The sequence below is a fragment of the Clostridium sp. YIM B02551 genome (genome assembly GCF_022324735.1).
GTDB lineage: Bacteria > Bacillota > Clostridia > Clostridiales > Clostridiaceae > Clostridium_T > Clostridium_T paridis.
Map to the genome: position 1 here is coordinate 28,352 of NZ_JAKGTF010000011.1, position 24,364 is coordinate 52,715.

Genomic DNA, 24,364 nt, shown 5'->3' on the forward strand with positions numbered 1-24,364 from the left:
TATTCAAGCCTGAAAATGTCCAGAAACCGACATTTTCAAACAAGAATAAGTTAAGTTTCCTATAAAAAACCCTATATAATGCAAAAATCATATTACATGTGGAAAAAAATTCTTTGGACACATCCCTAAATATTATACCTTTTATTTATCATTATGTAATTAGATAAAGACAGGTAAATGAATTTAACTAATTTTAAAAATAATAAATAGATAATTTTATATGTGTTAAATAATTAAATCGTAAATTTCAATATTTGTATATTTTTCAATAGAGATACTGGAATTAAAGGGATGTGCTTAATAATTGGTCGAAGGGTATAAATGACAAATTGTTATATTTATAGATGATATAGTGACAAAGTGGTATTTTAGATATATAATTCATAGTATTCCAATAGGTAAAATATAAATAGGGGGTTCGTGATGAATATTAAGGTAAATGGGGCACTGAAAATATTCAATGAAGAAAAGATTAAATCATCAAATGTAGTTTGGCATAGCATGAATGTTACAAGAAAGGATAGAGAAGAATTGCTTAATCAGCAAGGGAAGCTTATCTGGTTTACAGGACTATCCGGTTCGGGAAAATCTACTGTTGCTTCTGCTTTAGAAAAGAAACTACATGATTTGGGAAAGCTTACTTATACTCTGGATGGAGATAATGTAAGACATGGACTAAATAAAGATTTAGGATTTTCTAATGAAGACAGGATAGAAAATATAAGAAGAATTGGTGAAATATCAAAGCTTTTTGTTGATGCAGGAATAATAACTCTTGCAACCTTTGTTTCACCATTTAATGAGGATAGAGAAAGAGTTAGAGAACTTATAGGTAAAGATTTTATAGAAGTATACATTGAATGTCCTTTAGATATTTGTGAAAAAAGAGACCCTAAAGGATTATATAAGAAAGCAAGAGCAGGAGAAATAAAAGATTTTACAGGAATTGATTCTGTGTATGAGATTCCTGTAAAACCAGAAATAACTGTATCCACCCATCTGAAGTCTATAGAAGAATGTGTTGGTAAGATAATAAATTATCTAGGTGGAGGAAAAAATGAAGCTCAATAATAAGTTTATTAGAACAGATATCTTAGTAATAGGTGGCGGAGCAGCTGGCGCATTTGCAGGGATAAAAGCAAGTGAAGATATAAATGTAAACATAGTTATTGCTGAAAAAGCAAATATAAAAAGAAGTGGTTGTTTAGCAGCAGGCGTAAATGCATTAAATGCTTATATCACAGAAGGGGAAACTCCTGAGTCTTTTTTAGAATATGTTAAAGATGAATTCAGCGGAGTAATAAGAGAGGATTTAGTATATACAATTGCTGAAAGGCTCAATAGTGTAACCAAAGATATAGAGAATGCTGGACTTACTATTTTAAAAGATGAAGAAGGGAAATATCAGTCCAGGGGAAAAAGAAGTATAAAAATAAATGGAGAAAATATTAAACCTCTATTAGCAGATGCAGTTGCTAAAAGGGAAAATATAAAAGTAATAAATGGACTAAATATTATAGATTATATAGTTAAAGATAATAGGGTAATAGGTGCATATGGATTTTCTATTAAAGAGGAAGTATTCTATACCATATATTCAAAAGCAGTTATATGTGCAACTGGCGGTGCAGCAGGTATATACAAGCCTAATAACTCAGGTTTTTCAAGACATAAAATGTGGTATAGCCCATTCAATACTGGAGCTGGCTATGCTATGGGAATAAGAGCAGGAGCAGAAATGACAACTTTTGAAATGAGATTTATAGCTCTTAGATGCAAAGATACGATAGCTCCTACTGGAACAATTGCTCAAGGAATAAGAACCCCACAGATAAATAAAGCTGGAGAACAATATGTAAAGAAATATGGAAAGGCAACTACCATAAATAGATTACACTCAACTTTAATGGAAAACTTACATGGACTAGGTCCATGCTATTTAAAGACAGAGGGAATATCAAAAGAACAAGAACAAGACTTATTAAAAGCTTATTTAAATATGGCCCCAAGTCAAACATTGAAATGGATAGAGAATAATACATCACCCTCAATTGAAAATGTTGAAATAGAGGGGACAGAGCCATACATTGTAGGTGGACATACTGCTAGTGGCTATTGGGTTGATACTAAGAGAAGAACGACTTTGGAAGGATTATTTGCTGCTGGTGATGTTGCAGGAGGGAGCCCCAAAAAATATGTTACAGGGTGCTTCGCGGAGGGAGAAATATCTGCAGAAGCGGCACTTAAATTTATAAAAAACTTAAATAATGATGAACTTAACGAAGATATGATAAATCAAAAACTGAGTGAAGTTAATAAATTTTTTACTAACGAAGCAGGCGAATACACAATAGAAGAATTAGAAAATGAAATGCAGTCAGTTATGGATGAGTATGCCGGTGGGATTTCAAAATACTATAGGTATACCCAAGAAGGGCTGAAAATTGCAAGAGATAAGATAGATATTCTTTCAAAGAAAGCTAAAGAATTGAGAGCAAAAGATGCACATGAGTTATTATTCATCCATGAAATTATAGATAGGCTTGTTGTTGCTAGGGTGCTAATAGAGCATTTACTTACAAGAAAAGAAACAAGGTGGAAATGTTATGAAGAAAATATTGATTTTCCAGAAAAGGATGATAAAAACTGGCTTAAGTATGTAAACTCAGTATATGAAGAGGGAGAAGTAAAAGTTATTTTAAGAGATTTGGTTGGAAAGGATGAAAATTATGAGCATTAAAATTGATAAAGATAAGTGCATTGCTTGTGGAAAGTGCTTAAAAGTTTGTCCTGGAAATCTTATTTATAAAAATGAAGAAGGTAAATCTTATATAAAATATGAAAAAGATTGTTGGGGGTGCACTGCCTGTCTTAAAGAATGCCCAGTAAATGCAATTCATTATTTTCTAGGTGAAGATATTGGGGGAAAAGGTGCTTATCTATTTGTTAAACAAAAAAAAGAAGATTTGAATTGGCATATTATCGATAAGGAAGGTAAAGAAACCGTAATAACTACCAATCGAAAAGAGTCAAATAAATATTAAGGGGGATATAAAAATGAAGAAAAGGGGTTTAGGACTTGTTTTAAGCGCAGTATTGGCAATAGGAGTTTTAGCAGGCTGCAGTTCCAAAAAGAATGAGGAACTTAAAACAGTAAGAGTTGGGTTTTTCCCTAACTTAACACATTCGCAAGCTTTAGTGGGGAAAAATAGAGGTGATTATCAAAAAGCATTAGGAAATGGCGTAAGCATTGATTGGAAGCAATTTAATGCAGGTTCATCAGAAATTGAAGCATTCCTTGCAGGTGAATTAGACTTAGGCTATATAGGACCAGGACCAGCTATTAATGGATTTACTAAATCCAAAGGGGATGTTGTTATTATAGCAGGTTCCACTGATGCAGGGGCAGTTCTTGTATCAAGAAAAGGAACATCAATAAAATCAGTTAAGGATTTGGATGGAAAGAAAGTAGCAATACCTCAATTTGGTAATACTCAAGATTTAAGCTTAAGATATCTTATGCAAGAGGCTGGATTAAAAGACAAAACTAAAGGTGGAACAGTAGAAATAGTACAAGCTGAGAATCCTGATATTAAGACATTAATTGAAAAAGGGGAAATAGATGCGGCTTTGGTTCCAGAACCTTGGGGAGCTAGGTTGGAGAAGGAATCAGGAGCAAACTTGGTTTTAGACTATAATCAGATCTGGAGAGAAGGGAAATATCCAACAGCAGTTGTGATTGCAAGAAAAGAATTTCTTAAAGATCATCCAGACGTAGTTGAAAAGTTCCTTAAAACTCATGTTGAACTTACAGATTATATAAATGCAAATCAAAGTGAAGCTGGAAATATCGCAAATAAAGAAATTGAAACTTTAACTAAAAAACCAATATCCAAGGATATTCTTGATACGTCATTTAAGAGAATCACAGTAACAAATAGTCCAGAAACTGAGGCTACAAAAGAGATGATAGATTTATCATTAAATGCAGGCTTTATAAAAGAAAAACCAGCAGATACTGGACTGTTTGATTTAACAATACTAAATAAAGTATTAAAAGAAAAAGGAAAAGAAGAAATTAAATAAGTGGGGAGAATGGGGTGAAAAGGTGAGTTTAAAAATTGAAGCAGTAAGTAAAAAGTTTATCTCAAAGAGTAGTGAAACTCATACCTTGCAAGATATTAATCTTTCTTTTAGTAAAGGGGAATTCATATGCCTTTTAGGGCCATCAGGTTGTGGAAAATCAACTCTGCTTAATATTATTGCAGGACTTGAGAAGCCTACAGCTGGAAAGATTATTTTAAATGACCAAGAGATTAAAGGTGTTGGAGTAGATAGAGCAGTAATGTTTCAAGAATCTGCGCTATTTCCATGGCTTAAGGTTAGAGATAATGTGGAATTTGGCATGAAAATAGCTGGGGTGCCTAAGGAAGAAAGAAGAGAAAAAGCTTTAAAATATATAAAAATGGTTCATTTGAGTAAATTTCAAGATTCATATATACATCAGTTATCGGGAGGAATGAGACAAAGAGTAGCTTTAGCTAGAGCTCTTACACTTGATTCAGAAGTGCTTTTAATGGATGAACCTTTTTCTGCCTTAGATAGTCAAACTAAAAGTATTCTTAGGCTTCAACTTCAAAAGATTTGGTGGGAAACTAAGAAAACAATAATCTTTGTTACTCACAATGTGGAGGAAGCAGTGCTTTTGGGAGATAGAGTTATAGTTATGGGAGCAAATCCAGGCATAGTTAAAAAGGAATTTAAAATACAATTAGGAAGACCTAGAGAAGAAGGAAATGTAGATGTTGCAAAAATAACATCAGAGATAATGAGTGTTCTTAAAGAGGAGGTGGAGAAGGTTGCAAAAGCAGAATACGATAGTGATTGGAGTATTAAAGAAAGTTCTGTTCTATATAGGCTTGATAATGATTTGGGAGCTGGTTTATAAAGTAGGGGTAGATACATTACACATATGGAAACCATATACCTTCCCATCTCCAATAGATGTAATAAAGTCAATTTGGAGTTTGATTAAGGATAATACATTAGGAATTGCCGTTGTAGTTAGTTTAAAAAGATTAATAGAGGGATATTTAGTTTCACTAATTATTGGACTTGCACTTGGATTATTGATAGTAAGGTATAAATATTTAGATGAGAACTTCAGTGCATTAATATTGGGGCTTCAAACCTTACCAAGTATTTGCTGGTTACCATTTGCTATACTTTGGTTTGGTTTAAATGAAAAATCTATTATATTTGTTATAGCAGTTGGATCAATATTTGCAATTGCAATGGCAACAGAAGCTGGCATTAAAAATGTTAATCCTATCTATGTTAAGGCTGCAAGTACTATGGGTGCAAAAGGGTTTAAATTATACTGGAATGTTGTTATTCCATCTGCTCTTCCATCAATAGTTGCAGGAATGAAACAAGGATGGTCCTTTGCATGGAGGGGGTTAATGGCAGGCGAAATGCTATCAGCAACAAAAGGCTTAGGACAGGTACTTATGGTTGGAAGAGATTTAGCAGATATAAGTCAGGTTATGGCTGTTATGGTTGTTATCATTGTGCTAGGACTTACCTTTGATAAATTTATTTTTGGGAAGTTAGAAGAGAATATACGATATAGATGTGGTTTAGAAAGTAAATAAAGAGGGGGCAATAAAATGGATCATTTAGACAGATTAGAGGCAGAAAGTATTTATATATTAAGAGAGGCGTACAAGCACTTGGGGAAATTAGGAATGCTTTGGTCTATAGGAAAAGATTCTACAGTAATGTTATGGTTAGCGCAAAAAGCATTTTTCGGGAACTGTCCATTTCCTTTAATTCATGTTGATACAAAGTATAAGATTCCTGAAATGATAGAGTTTAGAGATAAGGTGGCTAAAGAGTATAATTTAAACTTAATAGTTAATACAAACTATAAGGCAATAGAAGAGGGTATGGGACCAGAACAAGGTAGATTAGTTTGTTGTAAAGCTCTAAAAACAGATGCACTTAATGAAATTACAAAAAGAGAGGAATTTGATGGTCTTATAGTAGGGGTTAGAAGAGATGAGGAAGGTTCAAGATCTAAGGAAAGGATCTTTAGTGAAAGAAATGCTGAATCAGAATGGGATTATACAGACCAAGCTCCAGAACTATGGGATCAATTTAAAACAGATTTCAAGAAGGGAAATCATATAAGAGTTCATCCAATATTAAATTGGACTGAAATTGATGTATGGGAGTATATAAAAAGAGAAAATATTCCACTGATCGATTTGTATTTTGCAAAAGATGGTAAAAGGTATAGAAGTTTAGGTTGTGCGCCATGTACAAATCCTATAGAATCTAATGCAACTACTATTGATGAGATTATAGAAGAGCTTAAGAATACCAAAGAGACTGAAAGATCCGGTAGAGCACAGGACCAAGAAGATGCGCATGCATTACAAAAACTAAGAAAATCTGGATATATGTAGGATGGGGGAAGTAAATTGAGTAATACAAGGGATAATTTAAATATAGTTGTTGTTGGACACGTTGACCATGGTAAATCAACTCTTATTGGAAGATTACTTTATGATACAGATTCTCTTCCATCAGGGGCTATAGAAAAAGTAAAAAGGATATCAGCAGAGAAAGGAAAGTCTTTTGAATATGCATACCTTTTGGATGCTTTTGAAGAGGAACAAAAACAAGGTATTACAATAGATATTACAATGCTTCAATTCTTTACAAAGAAAAGGGATTATGTAATTATTGATGCGCCTGGACATAAGGAATTTTTAAAGAATATGATATCAGGAGCAGCTAGTGCTGAGGCAGCAATCTTAGTAGTAGATGCTAAAGAAGGAATACAAGAACAGTCTAAAAGACACGGATATATACTTTCGCTATTAGGAATTAAAAAAGTATATGTTGCTGTAAATAAAATGGATTTAGTGGATTATTCTGAAGAGAGATTTAATGAGATTCAAGTAGAGTTTAATGAATTTTTAAACAACCTTAATATTTATCCAAAAAAATACATTCCTATTTCAGCATTCCACGGTGAAAATATAGTGAAAAAGTCTAAAAAACTATCTTGGTATAAGGATAATGCCATTCTTGAAGAAATGGATATAATTGAAAAAGAAAAAGGGATTGAGGCTAAGCCACTTAGATTCCCTATTCAAGATGTATATAAGTTTGATTCAAGAAGAATTATAGCAGGAAGAATTGAGGCTGGAACATTAAAAGCTGGGGATGAAATAACAATATATCCTAGTGGTAAAACAACTAAAGTTAAAACAATAGAATTCTGGCAAGAAAAAGATAAAACAGATATGGTTACAGCGGGAATGTCTGTAGGTATAACTGTTGAAGATGAATTCTTTAATAAAAGAGGAGAAATAATCTGTCATAAGGATGATCCTGTAATAGTATCAAATGTATTTAATGCTAATATATTTTGGCTAGGGAAACAGCCTTTATATGCAAATAAGAAATATAAACTTAAACTTGCTACAGAGGAAGTAGAATTCGAAGTTCTTTCTATAAATAAGGTAATAGACGCAGCAACATTAGAGAGTAAAAAAGATTTATCTACAATAAATAAGAATGATGTAGCTGAAGTCACATTAAAAACAAAACATGCAATTAGTTTTGATGAGTTTTCTAAATTACAATCTACAGGAAGATTTGTAATTATAGATGGCTTTGATATAAGTGGTGGTGGAATTATATCAGGGGTTGAAGACTCTTTAAAAAGAGAAATAAAAGACCTTAAGACTAATAATATTGCAATTAGAAAGAGGCTTGTTACTAGAAAAGAAAGAGAAGAAAAACTTAATCAAAAAGGAAAAGTAATATGGTTATCTGGACTACCTGGTTGTGGTAAGAATGAAATAGCTGTTAAACTTGAAAAGAAGTTGTTTGATTTAGGTAAGAAGGTTTACTATCTAGATTCATCAAATATAAGATTTGGTTTAAGCTCAGACTTATCCTTTGATAGGCAGGATGCATATGAACAAACTAGAAGAATTGCTGAAGTTGCTAATCTTTTTGCTGATAGTGGAACTATAACTATAGTATCTGCTGTAAGTAGGTTTAAAGAAGATAGGGAATATGCAAAGGATATAATAGGAAAAGATAGTTATACAGAAATATTTGTTGAAGCATCTTCGGAAATATGTGAAAAAAGAAATCCAAATGCATTTAAAGGTGAAAATACAAAAGAATATTTATATGAGAAATCAGAATATCCAACACTTTCATTATATATAGATGATGCAGAATTTAACTCAGATAAAAAGGCTCAAGCTATATTGGAAGTTTTAAAGCTATAGAAGTTATGCGCCTATATGGCGCATAACTTTTAGCGTATTAATAATTAAGATTATTAATTATTATGATTTATAATATTAATTTTACTTATTGTTTTAAGAGAAGTATACTTTATAATTGAAAAGGAAATTAGATAGAGGTGATATATATGGAAGAGTTAAAGAAAGTTCTTTTAGAGGAAATAGTTGAGTTTAATAAAGTAGGACACAAATATCTGAATGGTGAGATTACTAAGTCTGCATTTAAAAAAGCCTCAGGTGGAATGGGTGTGTATGCTCATCGTAAAGGTGACGAGTTTATGATAAGACTTAGAACTCTATCAGGTGTGATTTCAAAAGATAAGCTTAAATTAATATACAGTTTTTCAGAAAAATATAAGTTACCTTCAATTCATCTTACAACTAGACAAGCAATACAATTGCATGGATTGAATATTGACGAAATTTGTGAAGTAATGAAAGATGCATTGGAAAATGACATTTACACTCGAGGTGCAGGCGGAAATTTCCCGAGAAATGTGGCAATTTCACCTTTATCAGGAGTCGAAAAAGGAGAAAGCTTTGATGTAACTCCCTATGCTCTTGCAGTAAATGAGTATTTTCTTAGAAAAATAAACACATACAAACTTCCAAGAAAATTAAAAGTTTCATTTTCAAATAATAACGACGATTTATCACATGCTACCGTTGTAGATCAAGGGTTTATTGCAGTTAATCAAGATGGAAATGAGTTTTTTAATGTTTATATTGGCGGAGGACTAGGAAGAAATCCTAAACTTTCTGTTCTTGCAGAAGAATTAGTTGAACCTAAGGATGTTCTATATCATGTAGAAGCAATAACTAGATTGTTTATCGCTGAGGGGGATTATAATAATCCTGCAAAAGCTCGTATAAGGTATATATTAGATAGAATGGGTGAAGAAGAGTTTATAAAATGTTATAAGCATCATTTAGCAGCGGTTAAAAAAGAAGAAAGTTTAGATTTAACAGTTAAAGCTATTGAGGTCAATAAAGATGGACAAGAAAGCAATATAGAGCACCCTAGACTTTTCCCTCAAAAGCAGAAGGGTCTATACAGTGTGTATTTTCATCCAATTGGAGGACAATTAAAAAGGGAAACATTAAAAGATCTTATAGATGAGATAGAAAATATAGATGAAGTTCAAGTAAGATTGTCTATGACTGAAGGAGTATTTATTAGGAATTTAAATTCCACTGAAGCTGAAAGAATTCTTAAACTAACTCAAGGGATTGGTGGAGAAAACAGGATAGAACAATCTGTTGCTTGTATTGGTGTTCCTACTTGTCAAATAGGAGCATTAAACGGACAAGGCACTTTAAAAGAGATAATAGATACTTTTAGAACAGAAGGTATTACCAAAGATATTTTACCGCGTGTTCATATATCTGGATGCCATAATTCCTGTGGAGTGCACGAAATAGGAGAAATCGGATTTTCAGGAAAATTAAAAAAAGTAGATAATGAATCACTTAATGTTTTCGAAGTTCATATAGGTGGAGCACTAGGTGTGGAAAAAACTAAATTAGGTAAATACTATGGTGACATACCACAAAAAGAAGTTTCTAGCTTTCTACTAGATATTGCAAAGAAAATAGAGAGTGGTAATTTAGATTTTTATAAGTGGTTAGATAATAAGGAAGAAGAACTTAATGTGATATTTGAGAAGTATTCAGTATAATCAATAAAAGGCTTGCTTGGCAGGCCTTTTTTACTCTTTAAGAGAAATTTGTAATATCTTATGGAAATAAAAAGGATAAACTTTTAAATTTAATACAGTTGATATAAAATTAAGTATAAAAGGTTTGACAGAAATTAAATTTCTATAATATTTGGCAAGGAGTATCAGATGATTCAGTTATTAGGAATTTCTAAAAATGTCTCACAGGAGATAAGAGAAAAATTTAATATAAGAAGCAAGAAACTAAAAGAAGAAATGTTGAAACTTAGAGAATTTTTAAATGAAGTAGTAGTAATTAGTACGTGTAATAGAACTGAAATATACTTTAATTGTGATAATACAGAAAAAGAAGTAATAGATATATTATTTAGTAGCTTAAAATGGGAGAGTGAACTTAAAAAATATATCTTTCATATAAAAGATGAGAAAGTAACTAAACATATTATGGAATTAGCCAGTGGATTTCATTCTAAAATAGTGGGGGAAGATCAAATACTAGGACAGATTAGGGATGCTTATGAAATGGCATTAGAAATAAAAAGTATAAATGGACCACTTCAAAGACTATTTCAACAGGCTATTACTTGTGGAAAAGAATTTAAAAACGAAACAAAGCTATATGAGATTCCAGTATCCTATTCATCAATTGCAGTCAATAAAGCTATAAATCAAGGCGTGAAAAGATTTATGGTAATTGGTTATGGAGATATGGGATCCTTAGCTGTGAAATATATTCTCTCACATAATATAGAGAAACTTTACATAGTTGTGAGGGATAAGAGTTCAGTTTCAGATATGGAAGATGTACGGGTTGAGGTAATTAACTTTCAGGAAAAGAATTATAAGCTTGCAGAAGTTGAATGTGTAATAAGTTGTACTTCTGCTCCTCATATTGTATTAAAAGAACATGAATTAGATCAAGATAAAGAATACTTGTTGTTTGATTTAGCTATTCCAAGAGATATTGACGAAAGTATAGGGTTAAGAGGGAATAGTGAACTTTATGATATTGATAGAATTGGCCTTATTGATGAAGAAAATAAGCAACTAAGAAAAGAGCGAATGGAGTCAAAAAGATATATTATCGAGAAGCATATAGAAGAATTTAGTGAATGGTATTCATTAAGACAGATAACGCCACATATAAAGAAACTTAAAGAAGCTGGAAATCAGGTAGCAAGTGATAGAATTACAACTTATAACAATAAATTTAGCACAAAAAATCATAAAGAACTTGCAAATAAACTTATTAAAAGCACTTCTGATTTCTATATAAATAGAGCTATAGAAGTTTTAAAAGAGGAAAAGCTTAAAGGATGTGAGGAAGAGTGTCTCAGAATAATAGAGAAGATATTTATGAATGTCCAGAATTAATGTTTATTTCCTTATTAACGGAGAAAGTAAAAGTTGGAATAATAGGAGCGGGAAAAGCAGCATTTATTAAAGGTAAAAGCTTTATTGAATCTGGATGTAAAGTGCAAATTTTATCAAAAGATTTTTCAGAGGAAGTAAGTAGTCTTCAATATAAAGGGGGAGTGCTTACTGAAGGAGAATATAATAAAGACTTTATTATAGATAAACACATAATTGTTATTGCAGTTGATGATAATGAAGTTGCTGAGAGAATAGCAAATGATTGTGATACATTAAGTAAAATATATATTGATTGTAGAAATTATAAAAATGGAATGGCAGCTATGCCAGTGCAAGGAACGCTCAAAAATGTATCATTTGCTATAAATACAAAAGGCGGGAATCCTAAAGCAGCATTAATGCTTAAAGAGGTATTTAAGGGGAATATATCAGATTATGATGAATTCATTGGAGTAATAAATAAAATAAGGGAAAGAGCAAAGGAATTAACAAGTTATAAAAGAGAAATAATAGACTTTATAGCTACAGAAGATTTTAGATATATGTGGCAAAAAAAATTAGGAAAAGAGGTACTTCTATTATTTTTTCCACAAGAAATAATATGTAAGTTACTGGAGGATTTAATATGAGTTTAATTATAGCAACAAGAAAGAGTATGTTAGCGCAGGCTCAAGCAGATAAGATTTTGGAATTAATAAAAAATAAGCATAATATTTTAGGGGAAAAGCTGTTAATAGTTACGGAAGGTGATAAGAGATTAGATGTGACTTTAGATAAAATAGGTGGTAAGGGTGTATTTACTAAGGAGATAGAACTTGCACTATTGGATTTAAGTGCTCATGCTGCAGTTCATAGTATGAAGGATGTACCTTTTGCATTAGGAGAAGCTTTTGAAATAGCAGCCATTCCAGAAAGAGAAGATGTAAGGGATGCATTTATTTCAAGTGATGGAGTTGAATTTAAGCATTTGAAAAAAGGAGCTAGAATAGGAACCAGCAGCATTAGGAGAGCAGCTCAGCTAAAAGCATTAAGAAGTGATATAGAGATACTACCATTAAGAGGCAATGTGCAAACAAGAATTGAGAAGATGCATAAGGAAAAGCTTGATGGAATTATTTTGGCAGCAGCAGGGCTTAAACGCTTAGGTATAGATGATATTATAACTAATTATTTTGATGTAGAAACTTTTTTGCCAGCAGTAGGTCAGGGAGCATTGGGAATCGAAACACTTGTGAAGAGTGATAAAAAACATTTGTTTAAAGCATTGGATAATAAGGAAGTAAGATGTGAAGTTGAAGCAGAAAGAAGCTTTATGAGAGCTCTTAATGGAGGATGTCATTCTTTGATAGGCGCATATGGAAAGATTAACTGTAATGAGTTGTATCTAATTGGAACCTACGAAGTGAATGGAAAAATAGTTAAAAAAGATATTTCAGGGCATAAGGAAGATAATATAAGACTTGGAGAAGAATTGGCTAAAAAAATTCTATTAGGCTAAGGAGGACAAAATGGGAAAAGTATATTTAATAGGGGCTGGGCCTGGAGATGAAGAACTAATTACTCTAAAAGGAAAAAGAAAGTTAGAAGAATGTACTGCAGTACTTTATGATAGACTCGTAGGAAGTAATATTTTAAACTTCTTAAATAAAGAATGTGAAGTTTATTATTGTGGTAAGGAGCCAGGATGTCATTATAAAACTCAAGATGAAATTAATAATATGTTGGTTAAGCTAGCTAAAGAAGGACATATTGTTGGAAGAATAAAAGGTGGAGATCCATATGTGTTTGGGCGTGGTGGAGAAGAAGCTTTAGAGCTTATAAAAGAAGGGATAGAGTTTCAAGTAATACCAGGTGTTACATCTGCAATATCAGTGCTAGGCTATGGGGGGATACCTATAACTCAAAGAGGGATGTCTCAAAGCTTCCATGTTATTACTGGTATGTCAGCTAACACACTAAAAATTAATTGGAGTAGTTTAGCTAAAGAAAATGGTACTTTAGTATTTTTAATGGGACTAGAAAACCTAAATAATATTGTTCATAATCTTGTTCAAAATGGTAAAGCTGTTGAAACACCGACAGCTGTAATAATGAGGGGAACATCCTCCAAACAAAAGAAAGTTGTTGGAAACCTTGAAGATATATATGAGAAGACTGTGGAAGCTGGACTGAAGTCTCCATGCATAATTGTGGTTGGAGAAGTTGTTAAGTTAAATGATGAGCTAAATTGGTATGAGAAGTTACCTCTTTTTGGGGCCAATATATGTGTTACTAGATCAAAGGATCAAGCAACTAAAATTAAAAATCAATTAAAAGATTTAGGGGCAGAGGTAACAGAGTTGAATTCTATTGAGTTCAAGGATATGACTTATAATCTAGATGAATATAAGAATAAATTAAATGTGTATGATCATATTGTACTAACTTCTGTAAACGCAGTTAACTATTTCTTTGATTATTTAAGAAATATAGAGTATGACATAAGAAATATAAAAGCTAGCTTTAGCGTGCTAGGTAAGGCTACCTCAAAGGCATTAAAAGAAAGAGGTGTATTTCCTGATAGAATTGCCAAGGAGTTTTTAAGTGAAGGGTTATTTAAGGTAATGGAAAATGACTTAAAGCCAAATGAAAAGGTACTTATACCTGGTTCTATGCAAGCAAAGGATTATCTTACCAAAGAAATAAGTAAATTAGGACTACAGGTAGATAAGGTAGCTATTTATGAAACAGTACAAGGTGATATGAAAAATATAAAAGCATTTGAAGAAGTAGATATAGTGCTATTTACGAGCCCGACTACAGTGAATAATCTTATCAATATGATAGATATAAATGAAATTAGAGAGAAGATATGTATAGCAATAGGACCAGTAACATATGAAGCTCTTAAAGAAAAGGAAATAGATGCATTAGTTTGTGAAGAGCATAGTCAAGATGGACTTATAAATAAAATAACTGAAGTGTGGAGGAAAATGAAGTGATTAAAAGAGGAAGAAGATTAAGAGCAAGTGAAACAATAAGAGATTTAGTAAGGGAAAATAGTCTGTCTTCTAATGATTTTATATATCCGATTTTTGTGGTAGAAGGAGAAAATATTAAAAAGGAAATTAGTTCTCTACCAGGAAACTTTCATTACTCAATTGATAAGTTAGATGAATTAGTTAGTGAAATAGAAGAAGCTAAAGTAAAGGGAATTATGATTTTTGGTATACCAGATCATAAGGATGAATGCGGAAGTTCAGCATATGACCATGATGGAATAGTGCAAAAGGCTATTAGAAAAATTAAAGAACTAAATAATAGTATTTTAGTTATAACTGATGTTTGTATGTGCGAATATACAAGCCATGGACATTGTGGAATCATAAGAAATGGTGATGTTGAAAATGATGAAACTCTTGAATATTTAGCAAAGATATCCCTATCTCATGCGAAAGCAGGAGCAGATATGATTGCACCTTCAGATATGATGGATGGAAGAATTGCAAAAATTAGAGAAGCACTAGATAAAGGTGGATTTAAGCACATACCTATAATGGCTTATTCAGCTAAGTATTGTTCAGCATTTTATGGACCTTTTAGAGAAGCAGCTAATTCTGCACCTGAATTTGGGGATAGAAAAACTTATCAAATGGACCCTGGTAACTTAAACGAGGCTATAAGAGAAATTGAACAAGATATAGAAGAAGGGGCAGATATAGTAATGGTTAAGCCTGCATTATCTTATTTGGATGTAATAAGAAAGGCAAGAGATACGTTTAATTACCCTATAGCTGCCTATAATGTAAGTGGTGAATATGCCATGATAAAAGCAGCAGCTAAAATGGGTTGGTTAGATGAAAAAAGATCTGCACTAGAAATGCTATTATCAATGAAGAGAGCAGGAGCAGACATAATAATAACATATTACGCGTTAGAAGCTAGTAAGTGGATAAATAAATAAATTACAATCCCCTATATCTTGAAAGATATGGGGGATTTTGTTGTATATTATAACATATTACAAATTACCCAATTATATATGGATTTTTAATTAGAATTTTAATATAATAATATTATGTAGCTAAAAATGGGAGGTGCATTATGAGTAATGTAAAAATTAAATCTATAGAAGTTTATCATCCAGAGAATGTTGTAGGAAATGAGTTCTTTATAGAACATTTCAAAAAATATGACAAAGATATAGCTGGAATGTTGAAGGCTTTCGGTAAAGAAAAAAGGTATTTAATTAATAATGATAGGGAAAATACTCTAACTATGGGTATTGAGGCAGCAAAAAAAGCATTAAGGTCAGCTGGAATTACAGGGAAAGATATTGATTGCATCATTTTTTCTAGTCAGATGCCAGAATATTCATTCCCAACGCAAGCACTTATAGTTCATAAGTACATAGAAGGAAAAGATGAAGCTATGTGCACAGATACTAATACTAATTGTGTAGGAATGCTTGTAGCTTTTGATAATGCAGCAAGATATTTGCAAAATAATAAGCATACAAAGAGAGCTTTAATAATAGGAGCTGATTATACATCTATACATTGCAGAAAAGATGATGAAATGACATACCCTGTCTTTGGAGATGGAGCATGTGCAATGGTTATAGAAAAAACTGATGAAGAGTCAGGGTTTATTGATAGTGTATACAAGACTAATTCAGATGAGTGGGATTTAGTAAAATTCCCTGCTTGTGGATTATCAAAAATATATGATAGTTCAATTTACGATAGACAATTACATTGGACTCCTTTTGATGGAAGTTTTATAGGAGAGTTTGCTAATGAAAGTGTACACAAGTTATTAGATAGACATAATATGAAGATTGAGGATATAAAAGCATATTGCTTTTCACAATTTGCATTTCCGATAATAACATCCTGCTCACAGGCAATGGGGGAAGATTTGAATAAATTTATATATATCGGAAATAAATACGGATACACTGGTACAAGCAGTCCTTTTATAGCTTTGTATGAAGGAATTAAAAATGGAACAATACAAAGAGGGGATAATGTTTGTTTATGGTCTGTGGGAACTAATTGGACAACCTGTGCTATAATGCTTAAATACTAGATTTACCAAAAAACTCACAATGCCTTTGGAATAAGTAAGAGGCATTGTGAGTTTTTTGGTATAAAAAGTTTTATAATATTTTTTAAATTTGATACTTTTTTACAAAAGGTTATGTATTGAGTTTTAAACTAAGAGACAACTTCGAAGTTTGCTAGTCCAACATTTTTAGCAAGTCTATTAAGTTGCATTTTTAAAACTGCATTGTTTATGATTTTTGCTTGAACATTGATAAAACCATCATTTTTATACATTTCGAAGCAGCCTTGAAGCATAGCAGATAAATCTTGAGAAGTCACATTTAATTCTGTGCAATCAAGAAATAACTTATATGATTTTGCATCTATGGCTTTTACTTGATTAATGTATTCTGCTATGTAGGCCTTGCCATCTTCCTCTGTAAATGATCCTCTTACATTAATAAATAAAGTTTTGCTTGAGCTGTCAGCTTTAAAATTAAATTTGTTACTCATTTATTCATTCCCCTTTTCTTAATAAAAATTAATAGTAGGCTTGTCTCTACATAAAATATTTTACAATAATTTTCACAATATTACAAATATATATATAATTTTATATAAAATATTTAATATAAATATATTATTCATTTAACAAGTTGTTTTGTAATTTTTATAGTTTTTAAAATAATAAAAAATTATAATAAATATGTAATTATAAGGATACATATATCGTTTTAATATATAGGATAACAAAATTTTATTTATGGGAGGATAGTATGAAGCTTAAGAATGAAGATATTATAGAAGAACTAAGAAGAAAAAATTCTAAGGCAATGGAATTTACAATAGAGAAATATAGTAACTTACTTTATAAAGTAGTTTACTCTGTGCTTGGTAGTTATGGTGATGAAGACTGCATGGAAGAATGTCTGAATGATACTTTTTTATCCATATGGAGAAATATAGATAAGTTTTTTGGTGATGAACAGAAATTTAAAAATTGGATTTGTGCTATAGCAAAACATAAAGCTATTGATTACAGTAGAAAAAAAACAAGATTAAAAATATTAGAGAACATTGATGATTTGAATATAGTGGGTAATGAGTATGTAGAAGAGCGACTGATTTTAAATGAGTTTAAGGATGAAATACTGACGCACATAAATAAATTAAGTGAATTAGACAAAAATATATTTTTAAAAAAGTATTTTAGAGAGATGTCAGTGGAAGAGATAGCAAATGAATTAGGACTTACAAGAGGAAATGTAAATACACATCTAAGTAGAAGTAGGAAAGTTTTACGAGGAAAATTAAAAGATTCTTTTGTGGAGGTTATTTAAATGAGAGATTTGTATGAATTTTACAATGAAGTAGATATAGATGTTGAAAAATATGAAGCTATAGATGTAAATATATCAGATAGGACAAAGAAAAGGTTAGTTAAGAATTTTAAAAAATCAGAAGAAAACTTTCAGTTTAAAAGAGAATTTAAATGGGGCAAAATACCTGTAGCTGCAGGGCTTGCAATAGTAATAGGTTCACTTGTTATGATTGAAAATCCAACCTATGCAAAAAGTGTGCCAGTTGTGGGGACGGTTCTGAATTATTTAGAAGAAAAATCAACTTTTATTAATCCTGAGTACACAAAATTCAAAGAAAATCTTAATATAGAGTCAAAGGATAAAGGTATTGATATTACACTTAATTCTGTAGTATATGATGGGAATTATTTATATCTAAACTATAAGCTTAAAAGCAATAAAGGTTTTGACACATCTAATGTTATAGATAACGCTACATTGACAATTAATGGGGTACAGATAAACGGAAATCAAAAGCTGCTAGAAAAACAGAGTGTTAATAAAGATTATAAAATCTATGATGATGAGCTTATATCTACTGGAGAAATACCTAATAAATTAGGAGGCGCATTAGATGGTACTTCAGATGACAATAATGAATACATTGGATTAACTAGATGGGACTTATCTAATTATCAAATAGATAAAAAGGTAAATATAGAATTTAATATAGATAGCATTGGGAAGACTCAAGGGAATTGGAACTTTAAGTTTAGTGCTTCAAAGGATCAGCTTATGGCTAAAACAAAAAGAATAGATAATTCAGGGACATTAAAAATACAAGACAATATGAATTTAAATCTAGACAAGATTATTATTTCTCCCTTTGGAACCACTATTGAAAATACAATGGTAACTGAAAAAGGAAAATGGACGGATAAAATAATGGGAGGAAAATCAACTAGTCTATCATATGATTATGTGATTTTAACAGATAAGGGAGAAGAATTGTTCCCAGAGATGGAGAGGGTTTTACACGAAGAGAATAGTAATGGGAAAGATGTTTGTAAAAGATATACTAGATTCACTGCCCCAAAGGAAACACCAAGCACAATAACCATAATCCCTGTACTTAAAAAGCAAGATATAGTTAATTATAATATAGATGATTATGAGTGGATTAAGATAGGAGACTTAAAGATAGGTAAAGAAATACCTCAAGGAAAAGATAGTAGTATTGTAATTAATTCAATTCATAAGAGTGATAAAGATACAAAGATAAATATCTCATTTAAAGGGTTAGATGTAATTCATAGAAATAATATTTTTTTGGTGAAAGATAAGGATCGCTATGGATACTTGATAAATAATTTAACTGATAAGAAAAAGGAATTTGAATTGCTTGAAATTAAAAGTGAACCTGAAGAATTTATGAAACCAGATAGAGGATTAAAAAATTACTCAGTTAATGGAAGTGATTATACATTTAAAGGGATAATTTCAGATAATGCTTATCTTGCAGTACCTAAGTATGATAATTTTTATGAGGTAGATTTAAAGGATTCAATTAAAGTAAATCTTAAATAATATTATTTAATACATATAGTTTGGATATATATATTCAGATTATATGTATTTTTTGTATAATAAAGTTATTTAATAAAGAGGTGAATTAAATGAAGTTAAATAATCTATATTTCTATATTCATTATTGTAATCATAGATTTGTGGATGAGAAAAAAGATTTCTCGAAAAAGCTAACAAGAAGAATCAATCACCATGAGCTTTTGCTGGTGAATGGTGGAAGAGGTTATATTTCTATAGAAGATAAAAGATATAGTATTGAAAAAGGCATGTTGTTTTATTTTAATCCTAGCATGACACACACTATAGAGGTGGATGAGAATGAGCCAATGTGCTTTTTATCTGTTCACTTTAGCTATATAGAACTAAATTATTCCAAGAATTCATGGGTAACTAAGGGGGGTGATGAGTTGCTTCCTTTAAATTCAATGGAAAAGTTAATGGATTATTATACTATAGAAGTTTTATTTAGAAAGTTAACTAACCTCTGGGATGAGAAGTTATTGGGATATGAGTTTGCATCAAAGACAATATTGCAAGAGATATTATATGAAATATTAAATAATATAAATAGAAAGAAATCTAATTATTCTACTGCCTTAAAAGTTAATAATATAATTTCTTATTTAAATGAAAATATAAAAAGAAAGATAACACTAAATGAGTTATCAGAATTAGTTAAATTATCACCGACATATCTATCAAGATCCTTTAAAGAAATTACAGGTTATTCTATAATAGAATTTTTTAATAAAATGAAGATTGATAAGGCTAAGGAGCTTATTATAGATGGAGATAAGAAAGTTAAGGAAGTGGCAGAAATTTTAGGTTTCAAAGATGAATTTTACTTTAGTAGAATTTTTAAAAGAATAGAAGGAATAAGTCCGTCAGAATTTTATAGCAAAAATGTCCATGGAGTCTAATATAATGCATGGAGATATAAGGGTTAATGATCTTATAATTATAATATAATCATCACATCTGTGATTTGAAGAACTATACATAGAAAGGATTATATTATATGAATCTTTGGAGAAAAAACTTAGTTGTTTGTTGGATTGGTATGTTTGCAACTGCAATAGGCATGAGCCAGATAGCACCGGTATTACCAATATACATAAAACATTTAGGTATCAATAATGTAGAATTTATCGAACAATTATCTGGGATTGCATTTGGAGTTACATTTATAATATCAGCTATTTTTTCACCTATATGGGGAAAAGCAGCAGATAAGTATGGAAGAAAACCAATGCTATTACGTGCAAGCCTTGGAATGTCAATTGTAATATTTAGTATGGGTTTTGTTCATAACGTATATGAATTAATAGGGCTAAGATTGCTGCAAGGGGTAATTACAGGGTATAGCACTGCATGTACTACGTTAATAGCAACTCAAACTGATAAAAAACATGCAGGATGGGCGTTGGGAACTCTTTCTACGGCATCTGTTTCAGGATCGTTGCTTGGACCAATGCTAGGAGGGTATGTGGAAGAAATACTTGGAACTCAATGGGTGTTTTATATAACTGGAGGACTTATGATGATAGCTTTTGTTACAACACTATTTTTTGTAAAAGAAGATTTCACCCCTTCTAAAGAAAAAACACTTACTATGAAAGAGGTATGGGCAAGTATTCCAAATAGCAGTTTAATTATAACCATGTTTGTAACTTCTTTTATACTTCAATTAGCTCTGTATTCAATAGAACCAATAGTAACAGTATACGTTACACAGTTATCTAAAAATTCTGCTCATGTTGCATTGATTTCAGGAGCAACATTTTCTGCCTCTGGGTTAGCTAGTGTTTTAGCAGCACCAAGGCTTGGCAAACTTTCAGATAAAATTGGATCGCAAAAAGTTATGTTAATAGCTCTCATAGTTGCAGGTGCAGTATTTATACCACAAGCATTCGTTAAAAGCCCATGGCAACTTATGGCATTAAGATTTATTTTAGGGTTAGCTACAGCAGGTTTAAATCCATCTATTAACTCATTTGTAAAAAGAATAACACCGGATTTTATAACAGGAAGAGTATTTGGATTTAATATGTCAGCTCAGTATTTAGGAGTATTTTGCGGATCTATATTAGGAGGTCAGGTAGCTTCACTTATTGGAATCAAATATGTATTCTTTGTTACGAGTACTCTACTATTGATAAATGCATTATGGGTATATAAGAAAGTATTTAAAAGATTTGAAACTAAATCAATTATAAAAAGCCAAGCAGTATAGGAGGACATAAGAAATGGAAAAAGATAATTCTGAAAATGAAATTATTAATCTAAAATCAACAGCATTAGTTGTAATAGATCTTCAAAATGGAATTGCAAATAGAGATCTTAAACCACATACCGGAGAGGTTGTTGTCAGTAATGCAGTAAAGTTAGCAAAGGCATTTAAAGAGAAAGATGGCTTTGTAGTATTAGTAAGGGTTTCGACTTTAGATGGGAAGGATATGTTAAAGCCAAAAACAGATATGCTAGGAAGTGCAGTTAAGCACAATGAAGGATGGGATATGATTGTCCCAGAATTAGCAGATATTAATGATACATATTTAATTACCAAAAGGCAATGGGGGGCGTTTTACGGAACTGACCTTGATTTGCAATTAAGGAGAAGAGGGATAGATACAATTGTATTGTGTGGTATATCAACAGGAATAGGAGTAGATACCACAGCAAGAGAAGCATTCCAAAGAGGGTATAATCAGGTCTTTGCTGAAGATGCAATGACAGCTATGAGTAAAGAAGAACATGATTATGTATGTAAAAACATTTTTCCAAGGATAGGGAAGGTTAGAAATACAGAAGAAATTATAAAATTAGTTAAATAAATTAAGAGTTTGTAGATAGCCTATACAGTAGTGTGTGTGGGCTATTTGTTTTTTTAAAAAATTATATACTTTTATTTTATAGATACCTTGACAGGCGAGGTATATATTGTTATGATATAACTACAGAATAAGAAGTAACAAAAGTAAAATTTTAGATAAAGAGGTGATGGTATGTCTATTACTTCAGATATAATAAGAGGACATACAGAGAGTATTATATTAGCTCATTTAGAGGAAAAAGACAGCTATGGTTATGAAATAAATAAGTCTATTCAAGAAAAAACGAATAATAAATATGAATTAAAAGAGGCAACTCTTTATTCAGCATTCAGAAGGTTGGAGCAGTCATCGTTGATAAGCTCATACTGGGGAGACCAAACAACTGGAGCAAGAAGAAGATATTATTCCATAACTAAATTGGGTTTAGCTGCACTCGAGCAGAATCGCACGGATTGGAATGAATCAAAGCAACTAATTGATAGTTTAATTAATGGAGGTAGGTAAAAATGTATGAAAAATTAAGAGAAAGGGTAGAGGAACTCTTTCAAGATGCCCCTAGAACCAATAGAGCATACGAATTAAAAGAAGAAGTTTTAGCTAACTTAATAGACAGATATAATGATTTAATTGAGCAAGGAAAGAGTGAAGATGAAGCTATAAATTCTGCTATGTCTGGTGTTGGCGATGTAGAGGAATTAATAAGAGGTTTAAAGCAAAACGATGTTTTTAATTATGAAGAAATGAAAAAAGAAAGACAAAAGTCTGCACTTATGATATCAATTTCTGTAGGCTTGTATATTATGAGTGTAGTTGTTCTTATAATAAGTAATGAGTTTTTGGGAGTAAATGATGCTATTTCTGTATCTTTAATGCTTACTATAGATGCTGTAGCAACTGGACTAATAATTTATAATGGAATGTCAAAGTCTAAATATATTAAAGAAGATAATACAATGGTTGAAGAGTTTAAAGAATGGAAATCAACTAATAGAAAGAAAAATGGAGTTATGCAGTCAATAAAGTCAATAGTTTGGACATTGATAGTTGCAATATATTTACTAATAAGTTTTGTCTTTAATGCATGGGCATTCTCTTGGATTATATTTATTGTAGGAGCTGCAATAGAAAGAATTATCACTCTAAGCTTTCAATTAAAGGAGTAATAATATGGAGAAAAGGTTAAAAGTAATAAGTATAATTATATGGGGAATAATTGCAGTAACACTTACTGGGGCACTTATATTTGGAATAGCTGCTGGAGGAAAGGGCAACTTTTACAAAATGATCGTATTCCATAGTGGTGATAGAAAGATTCAACAAACAAAAGAAATGTCACTGCAAGATGCTAAAAAAATAAATATAGATTTTTCTAGTGACGATATATCTATCTATACTACAGACCAGGATAATATAAAAGTTGTTCAAAAAGCTTATGTAACTTTGAAGGAAGAAGAAAAATTCACTATGGAGAAAAATGGAGATACCATAAATATAAAAAAAGGAGGAAATCATCTTAAATTTTTTATATTTGGTTTTGGTAATTTTGGATCTGAAGTAGAAGTTTATATTCCTAAGAAGTACAGTGACAATCTTTCTATTGAATCTTCTTCTGGAGATATAATAGTAAATGATGATATAAGTCTTAAAGAAGCATCCTTTAGCCAAAGTTCAGGAGAATTTAAATGTAATAGCGAAATAAAGGCTGATAAAATAAATCTAGAGGCTTCATCCGGGGATATTGATGTCAATAGTCTTATAGGAAAAAGCTATGATATAAATGTTTCATCAGGTGATATAAGAATATCTTCCCTTTCAGGTTCTGGAGATATTGAAGCCTCATCCGGAGACATTAAAGTAGGGTATAAAGATATATATGATAAGTCTAATATTACTGCAACCTCAGGAGATGTTAAGGTAAATATGCCAAAGGAATTGAGCTTCACGTTTGAAGGAAAGTGTACTTCTGGAGATATAAAATCAAACTTTGATTTAAGTTATAATAATAAAAAAAGAAATCAAGCAACAGCAAAAGTAGGAAATGATCCGTACAAACAATTAAAAGTAGATACTTCCTCAGGGGATATAAATATTTCACTTAATTAATAATTTTTATGAGATAACCTCAAAATTTAAGTATTTTGAGGTTATTTTTTTGAAAAACTAAAATAATGCTACTTAAAGTTAAAATAACAATATAAGAAAAGGTGGTATTAATAAATTTACAAG

The 24,364-nt window shown here is 31.1% G+C and carries 24 protein-coding genes; 23 read left to right on the forward strand and 1 reads right to left on the reverse strand.

The window, feature by feature from the left end; genetic code table 11:
* The first annotated feature begins 423 nt into the window (after positions 1-423).
* From cysC to L1S47_RS13990, 15 genes are all read left to right on the forward strand, one after another.
* Positions 424-1,071: an adenylyl-sulfate kinase gene (gene cysC / locus L1S47_RS13920; protein WP_238884138.1), complete on the forward strand. Its 648-nt coding sequence runs from the start codon at positions 424-426 to the stop codon at positions 1,069-1,071.
* Positions 1,058-2,740 carry an adenylyl-sulfate reductase subunit alpha gene (locus tag L1S47_RS13925; protein WP_238884139.1) on the forward strand — a complete coding sequence of 561 codons (1,683 nt, stop codon included), beginning with the start codon at positions 1,058-1,060 and terminating at the stop codon, positions 2,738-2,740. Before cysC ends, L1S47_RS13925 begins: the two co-directional genes overlap by 14 nt.
* Positions 2,730-3,044 carry a ferredoxin family protein gene (locus L1S47_RS13930; protein ID WP_238884140.1) on the forward strand — a complete coding sequence of 105 codons (315 nt, stop codon included), beginning with the start codon at positions 2,730-2,732 and terminating at the stop codon, positions 3,042-3,044. Before L1S47_RS13925 ends, L1S47_RS13930 begins: the two co-directional genes overlap by 11 nt.
* A gap of 13 nt (positions 3,045-3,057) precedes the next feature.
* Entirely contained in the window at positions 3,058-4,086 is a 1,029-nt protein-coding gene (locus L1S47_RS13935; protein ID WP_238884141.1) for an aliphatic sulfonate ABC transporter substrate-binding protein, read from the forward strand.
* 22 nt (positions 4,087-4,108) lie between these two features.
* Positions 4,109-4,948 carry an ABC transporter ATP-binding protein gene (locus tag L1S47_RS13940; protein ID WP_238884142.1) on the forward strand — a complete coding sequence of 280 codons (840 nt, stop codon included), beginning with the start codon at positions 4,109-4,111 and terminating at the stop codon, positions 4,946-4,948.
* Positions 4,926-5,654, forward strand: a complete 729-nt coding sequence (locus L1S47_RS13945; protein WP_238884143.1) for an ABC transporter permease — start codon at positions 4,926-4,928, stop codon at positions 5,652-5,654. Before L1S47_RS13940 ends, L1S47_RS13945 begins: the two co-directional genes overlap by 23 nt.
* 15 nt (positions 5,655-5,669) lie before the next feature.
* Entirely contained in the window at positions 5,670-6,470 is an 801-nt protein-coding gene (gene cysD, locus L1S47_RS13950) for a sulfate adenylyltransferase subunit CysD (protein WP_238884144.1), read from the forward strand.
* Positions 6,471-6,485: 15 nt separating this feature from the next.
* Positions 6,486-8,318, forward strand: a complete 1,833-nt coding sequence (locus tag L1S47_RS13955) for a GTP-binding protein (protein WP_238884145.1) — start codon at positions 6,486-6,488, stop codon at positions 8,316-8,318.
* A gap of 146 nt (positions 8,319-8,464) precedes the next feature.
* Complete coding sequence (locus L1S47_RS13960) at positions 8,465-10,015, forward strand: nitrite/sulfite reductase (protein WP_238884146.1); 1,551 nt, start codon at positions 8,465-8,467, stop codon at positions 10,013-10,015.
* Positions 10,016-10,183: 168 nt separating this feature from the next.
* Entirely contained in the window at positions 10,184-11,389 is a 1,206-nt protein-coding gene (gene hemA / locus L1S47_RS13965; protein ID WP_238884147.1) for a glutamyl-tRNA reductase, read from the forward strand.
* Positions 11,344-12,018, forward strand: coding sequence for an NAD(P)-dependent oxidoreductase (locus tag L1S47_RS13970; RefSeq protein ID WP_238884148.1), 675 nt, complete (start codon positions 11,344-11,346; stop codon positions 12,016-12,018). The genes hemA and L1S47_RS13970 overlap by 46 nt, the downstream gene beginning before the upstream one ends.
* On the forward strand, positions 12,015-12,887 hold the full coding sequence (gene hemC / locus L1S47_RS13975; RefSeq protein ID WP_238884149.1) for a hydroxymethylbilane synthase: 873 nt from the start codon (positions 12,015-12,017) through the stop codon (positions 12,885-12,887). The genes L1S47_RS13970 and hemC overlap by 4 nt, the downstream gene beginning before the upstream one ends.
* 10 nt (positions 12,888-12,897) lie before the next feature.
* Entirely contained in the window at positions 12,898-14,370 is a 1,473-nt protein-coding gene (cobA, locus tag L1S47_RS13980; protein ID WP_238884150.1) for a uroporphyrinogen-III C-methyltransferase, read from the forward strand.
* Positions 14,367-15,332: a porphobilinogen synthase gene (gene hemB / locus L1S47_RS13985; RefSeq protein ID WP_238884151.1), complete on the forward strand. Its 966-nt coding sequence runs from the start codon at positions 14,367-14,369 to the stop codon at positions 15,330-15,332. The genes cobA and hemB overlap by 4 nt, the downstream gene beginning before the upstream one ends.
* A 140-nt stretch (positions 15,333-15,472) precedes the next feature.
* The gene (locus L1S47_RS13990) at positions 15,473-16,459 is read left to right on the forward strand and encodes a ketoacyl-ACP synthase III (RefSeq protein ID WP_238884152.1); all 987 of its coding nucleotides are present in this window, start codon (positions 15,473-15,475) and stop codon (positions 16,457-16,459) included.
* A gap of 128 nt (positions 16,460-16,587) precedes the next feature.
* Here L1S47_RS13990 and L1S47_RS13995 read toward each other — a convergent pair whose 3' ends face one another.
* The gene (locus L1S47_RS13995; RefSeq protein WP_238884153.1) at positions 16,588-16,929 is read right to left on the reverse strand and encodes a hypothetical protein; all 342 of its coding nucleotides are present in this window, start codon (positions 16,927-16,929) and stop codon (positions 16,588-16,590) included.
* 263 nt (positions 16,930-17,192) lie between these two features.
* On the opposite strand from L1S47_RS13995, the gene L1S47_RS14000 reads away from it, so the two are divergent.
* The 8 genes from L1S47_RS14000 (at position 17,193) to L1S47_RS14035 (ending at position 24,241) form a co-directional block, all read left to right on the forward strand.
* Positions 17,193-17,756: a sigma-70 family RNA polymerase sigma factor gene (locus tag L1S47_RS14000; protein WP_238884154.1), complete on the forward strand. Its 564-nt coding sequence runs from the start codon at positions 17,193-17,195 to the stop codon at positions 17,754-17,756.
* Positions 17,757-19,304 carry a DUF4179 domain-containing protein gene (locus L1S47_RS14005; protein ID WP_238884155.1) on the forward strand — a complete coding sequence of 516 codons (1,548 nt, stop codon included), beginning with the start codon at positions 17,757-17,759 and terminating at the stop codon, positions 19,302-19,304.
* 89 nt (positions 19,305-19,393) lie between these two features.
* On the forward strand, positions 19,394-20,224 hold the full coding sequence (locus L1S47_RS14010) for an AraC family transcriptional regulator (protein ID WP_238884156.1): 831 nt from the start codon (positions 19,394-19,396) through the stop codon (positions 20,222-20,224).
* Positions 20,225-20,322: 98 nt separating this feature from the next.
* Complete coding sequence (locus L1S47_RS14015) at positions 20,323-21,537, forward strand: multidrug efflux MFS transporter (RefSeq protein WP_238884157.1); 1,215 nt, start codon at positions 20,323-20,325, stop codon at positions 21,535-21,537.
* A gap of 13 nt (positions 21,538-21,550) precedes the next feature.
* The gene (locus tag L1S47_RS14020) at positions 21,551-22,138 is read left to right on the forward strand and encodes a hydrolase (RefSeq protein WP_238884158.1); all 588 of its coding nucleotides are present in this window, start codon (positions 21,551-21,553) and stop codon (positions 22,136-22,138) included.
* Between the two features lie 171 nt (positions 22,139-22,309).
* Entirely contained in the window at positions 22,310-22,642 is a 333-nt protein-coding gene (locus L1S47_RS14025; RefSeq protein WP_202768878.1) for a PadR family transcriptional regulator, read from the forward strand.
* A 2-nt stretch (positions 22,643-22,644) separates the two neighbouring features.
* Entirely contained in the window at positions 22,645-23,301 is a 657-nt protein-coding gene (locus L1S47_RS14030) for a permease prefix domain 1-containing protein (RefSeq protein WP_202768877.1), read from the forward strand.
* Positions 23,302-23,305: 4 nt separating this feature from the next.
* A complete protein-coding gene (locus L1S47_RS14035) occupies positions 23,306-24,241 on the forward strand; it encodes a DUF4097 family beta strand repeat-containing protein (RefSeq protein ID WP_238884159.1) in 936 nt (311 codons plus the stop codon).
* The last annotated feature ends 123 nt before the right edge of the window (positions 24,242-24,364 follow it).

Bases quoted from the DNA above. Each gene is read 5' to 3' on its own strand.
- L1S47_RS13960 (WP_238884146.1), top strand. From the start codon at position 8,465: ATGGAAGAGTTAAAGAAAGTTCTTTTAGAGGAAATAGTTGAGTTTAAT.
- L1S47_RS14020 (WP_238884158.1), top strand. From the start codon at position 21,551: ATGGAAAAAGATAATTCTGAAAATGAAATTATTAATCTAAAATCAACA.
- hemC (WP_238884149.1), top strand. From the start codon at position 12,015: ATGAGTTTAATTATAGCAACAAGAAAGAGTATGTTAGCGCAGGCTCAA.
- L1S47_RS13930 (WP_238884140.1), top strand. From the start codon at position 2,730: ATGAGCATTAAAATTGATAAAGATAAGTGCATTGCTTGTGGAAAGTGC.
- cysC (WP_238884138.1), top strand. From the start codon at position 424: ATGAATATTAAGGTAAATGGGGCACTGAAAATATTCAATGAAGAAAAG.
- cysD (WP_238884144.1), top strand. From the start codon at position 5,670: ATGGATCATTTAGACAGATTAGAGGCAGAAAGTATTTATATATTAAGA.
- L1S47_RS13990 (WP_238884152.1), top strand. From the start codon at position 15,473: ATGAGTAATGTAAAAATTAAATCTATAGAAGTTTATCATCCAGAGAAT.
- L1S47_RS13935 (WP_238884141.1), top strand. From the start codon at position 3,058: ATGAAGAAAAGGGGTTTAGGACTTGTTTTAAGCGCAGTATTGGCAATA.
- L1S47_RS14030 (WP_202768877.1), top strand. From the start codon at position 22,645: ATGTATGAAAAATTAAGAGAAAGGGTAGAGGAACTCTTTCAAGATGCC.
- L1S47_RS14005 (WP_238884155.1), top strand. From the start codon at position 17,757: ATGAGAGATTTGTATGAATTTTACAATGAAGTAGATATAGATGTTGAA.
- hemA (WP_238884147.1), top strand. From the start codon at position 10,184: ATGATTCAGTTATTAGGAATTTCTAAAAATGTCTCACAGGAGATAAGA.
- L1S47_RS13945 (WP_238884143.1), top strand. From the start codon at position 4,926: ATGATTTGGGAGCTGGTTTATAAAGTAGGGGTAGATACATTACACATA.
- L1S47_RS13995 (WP_238884153.1), bottom strand. From the start codon at position 16,929: ATGAGTAACAAATTTAATTTTAAAGCTGACAGCTCAAGCAAAACTTTA.
- L1S47_RS14000 (WP_238884154.1), top strand. From the start codon at position 17,193: ATGAAGCTTAAGAATGAAGATATTATAGAAGAACTAAGAAGAAAAAAT.
- cobA (WP_238884150.1), top strand. From the start codon at position 12,898: ATGGGAAAAGTATATTTAATAGGGGCTGGGCCTGGAGATGAAGAACTA.
- L1S47_RS13925 (WP_238884139.1), top strand. From the start codon at position 1,058: ATGAAGCTCAATAATAAGTTTATTAGAACAGATATCTTAGTAATAGGT.
- L1S47_RS14010 (WP_238884156.1), top strand. From the start codon at position 19,394: ATGAAGTTAAATAATCTATATTTCTATATTCATTATTGTAATCATAGA.
- L1S47_RS14025 (WP_202768878.1), top strand. From the start codon at position 22,310: ATGTCTATTACTTCAGATATAATAAGAGGACATACAGAGAGTATTATA.
- L1S47_RS14035 (WP_238884159.1), top strand. From the start codon at position 23,306: ATGGAGAAAAGGTTAAAAGTAATAAGTATAATTATATGGGGAATAATT.
- L1S47_RS14015 (WP_238884157.1), top strand. From the start codon at position 20,323: ATGAATCTTTGGAGAAAAAACTTAGTTGTTTGTTGGATTGGTATGTTT.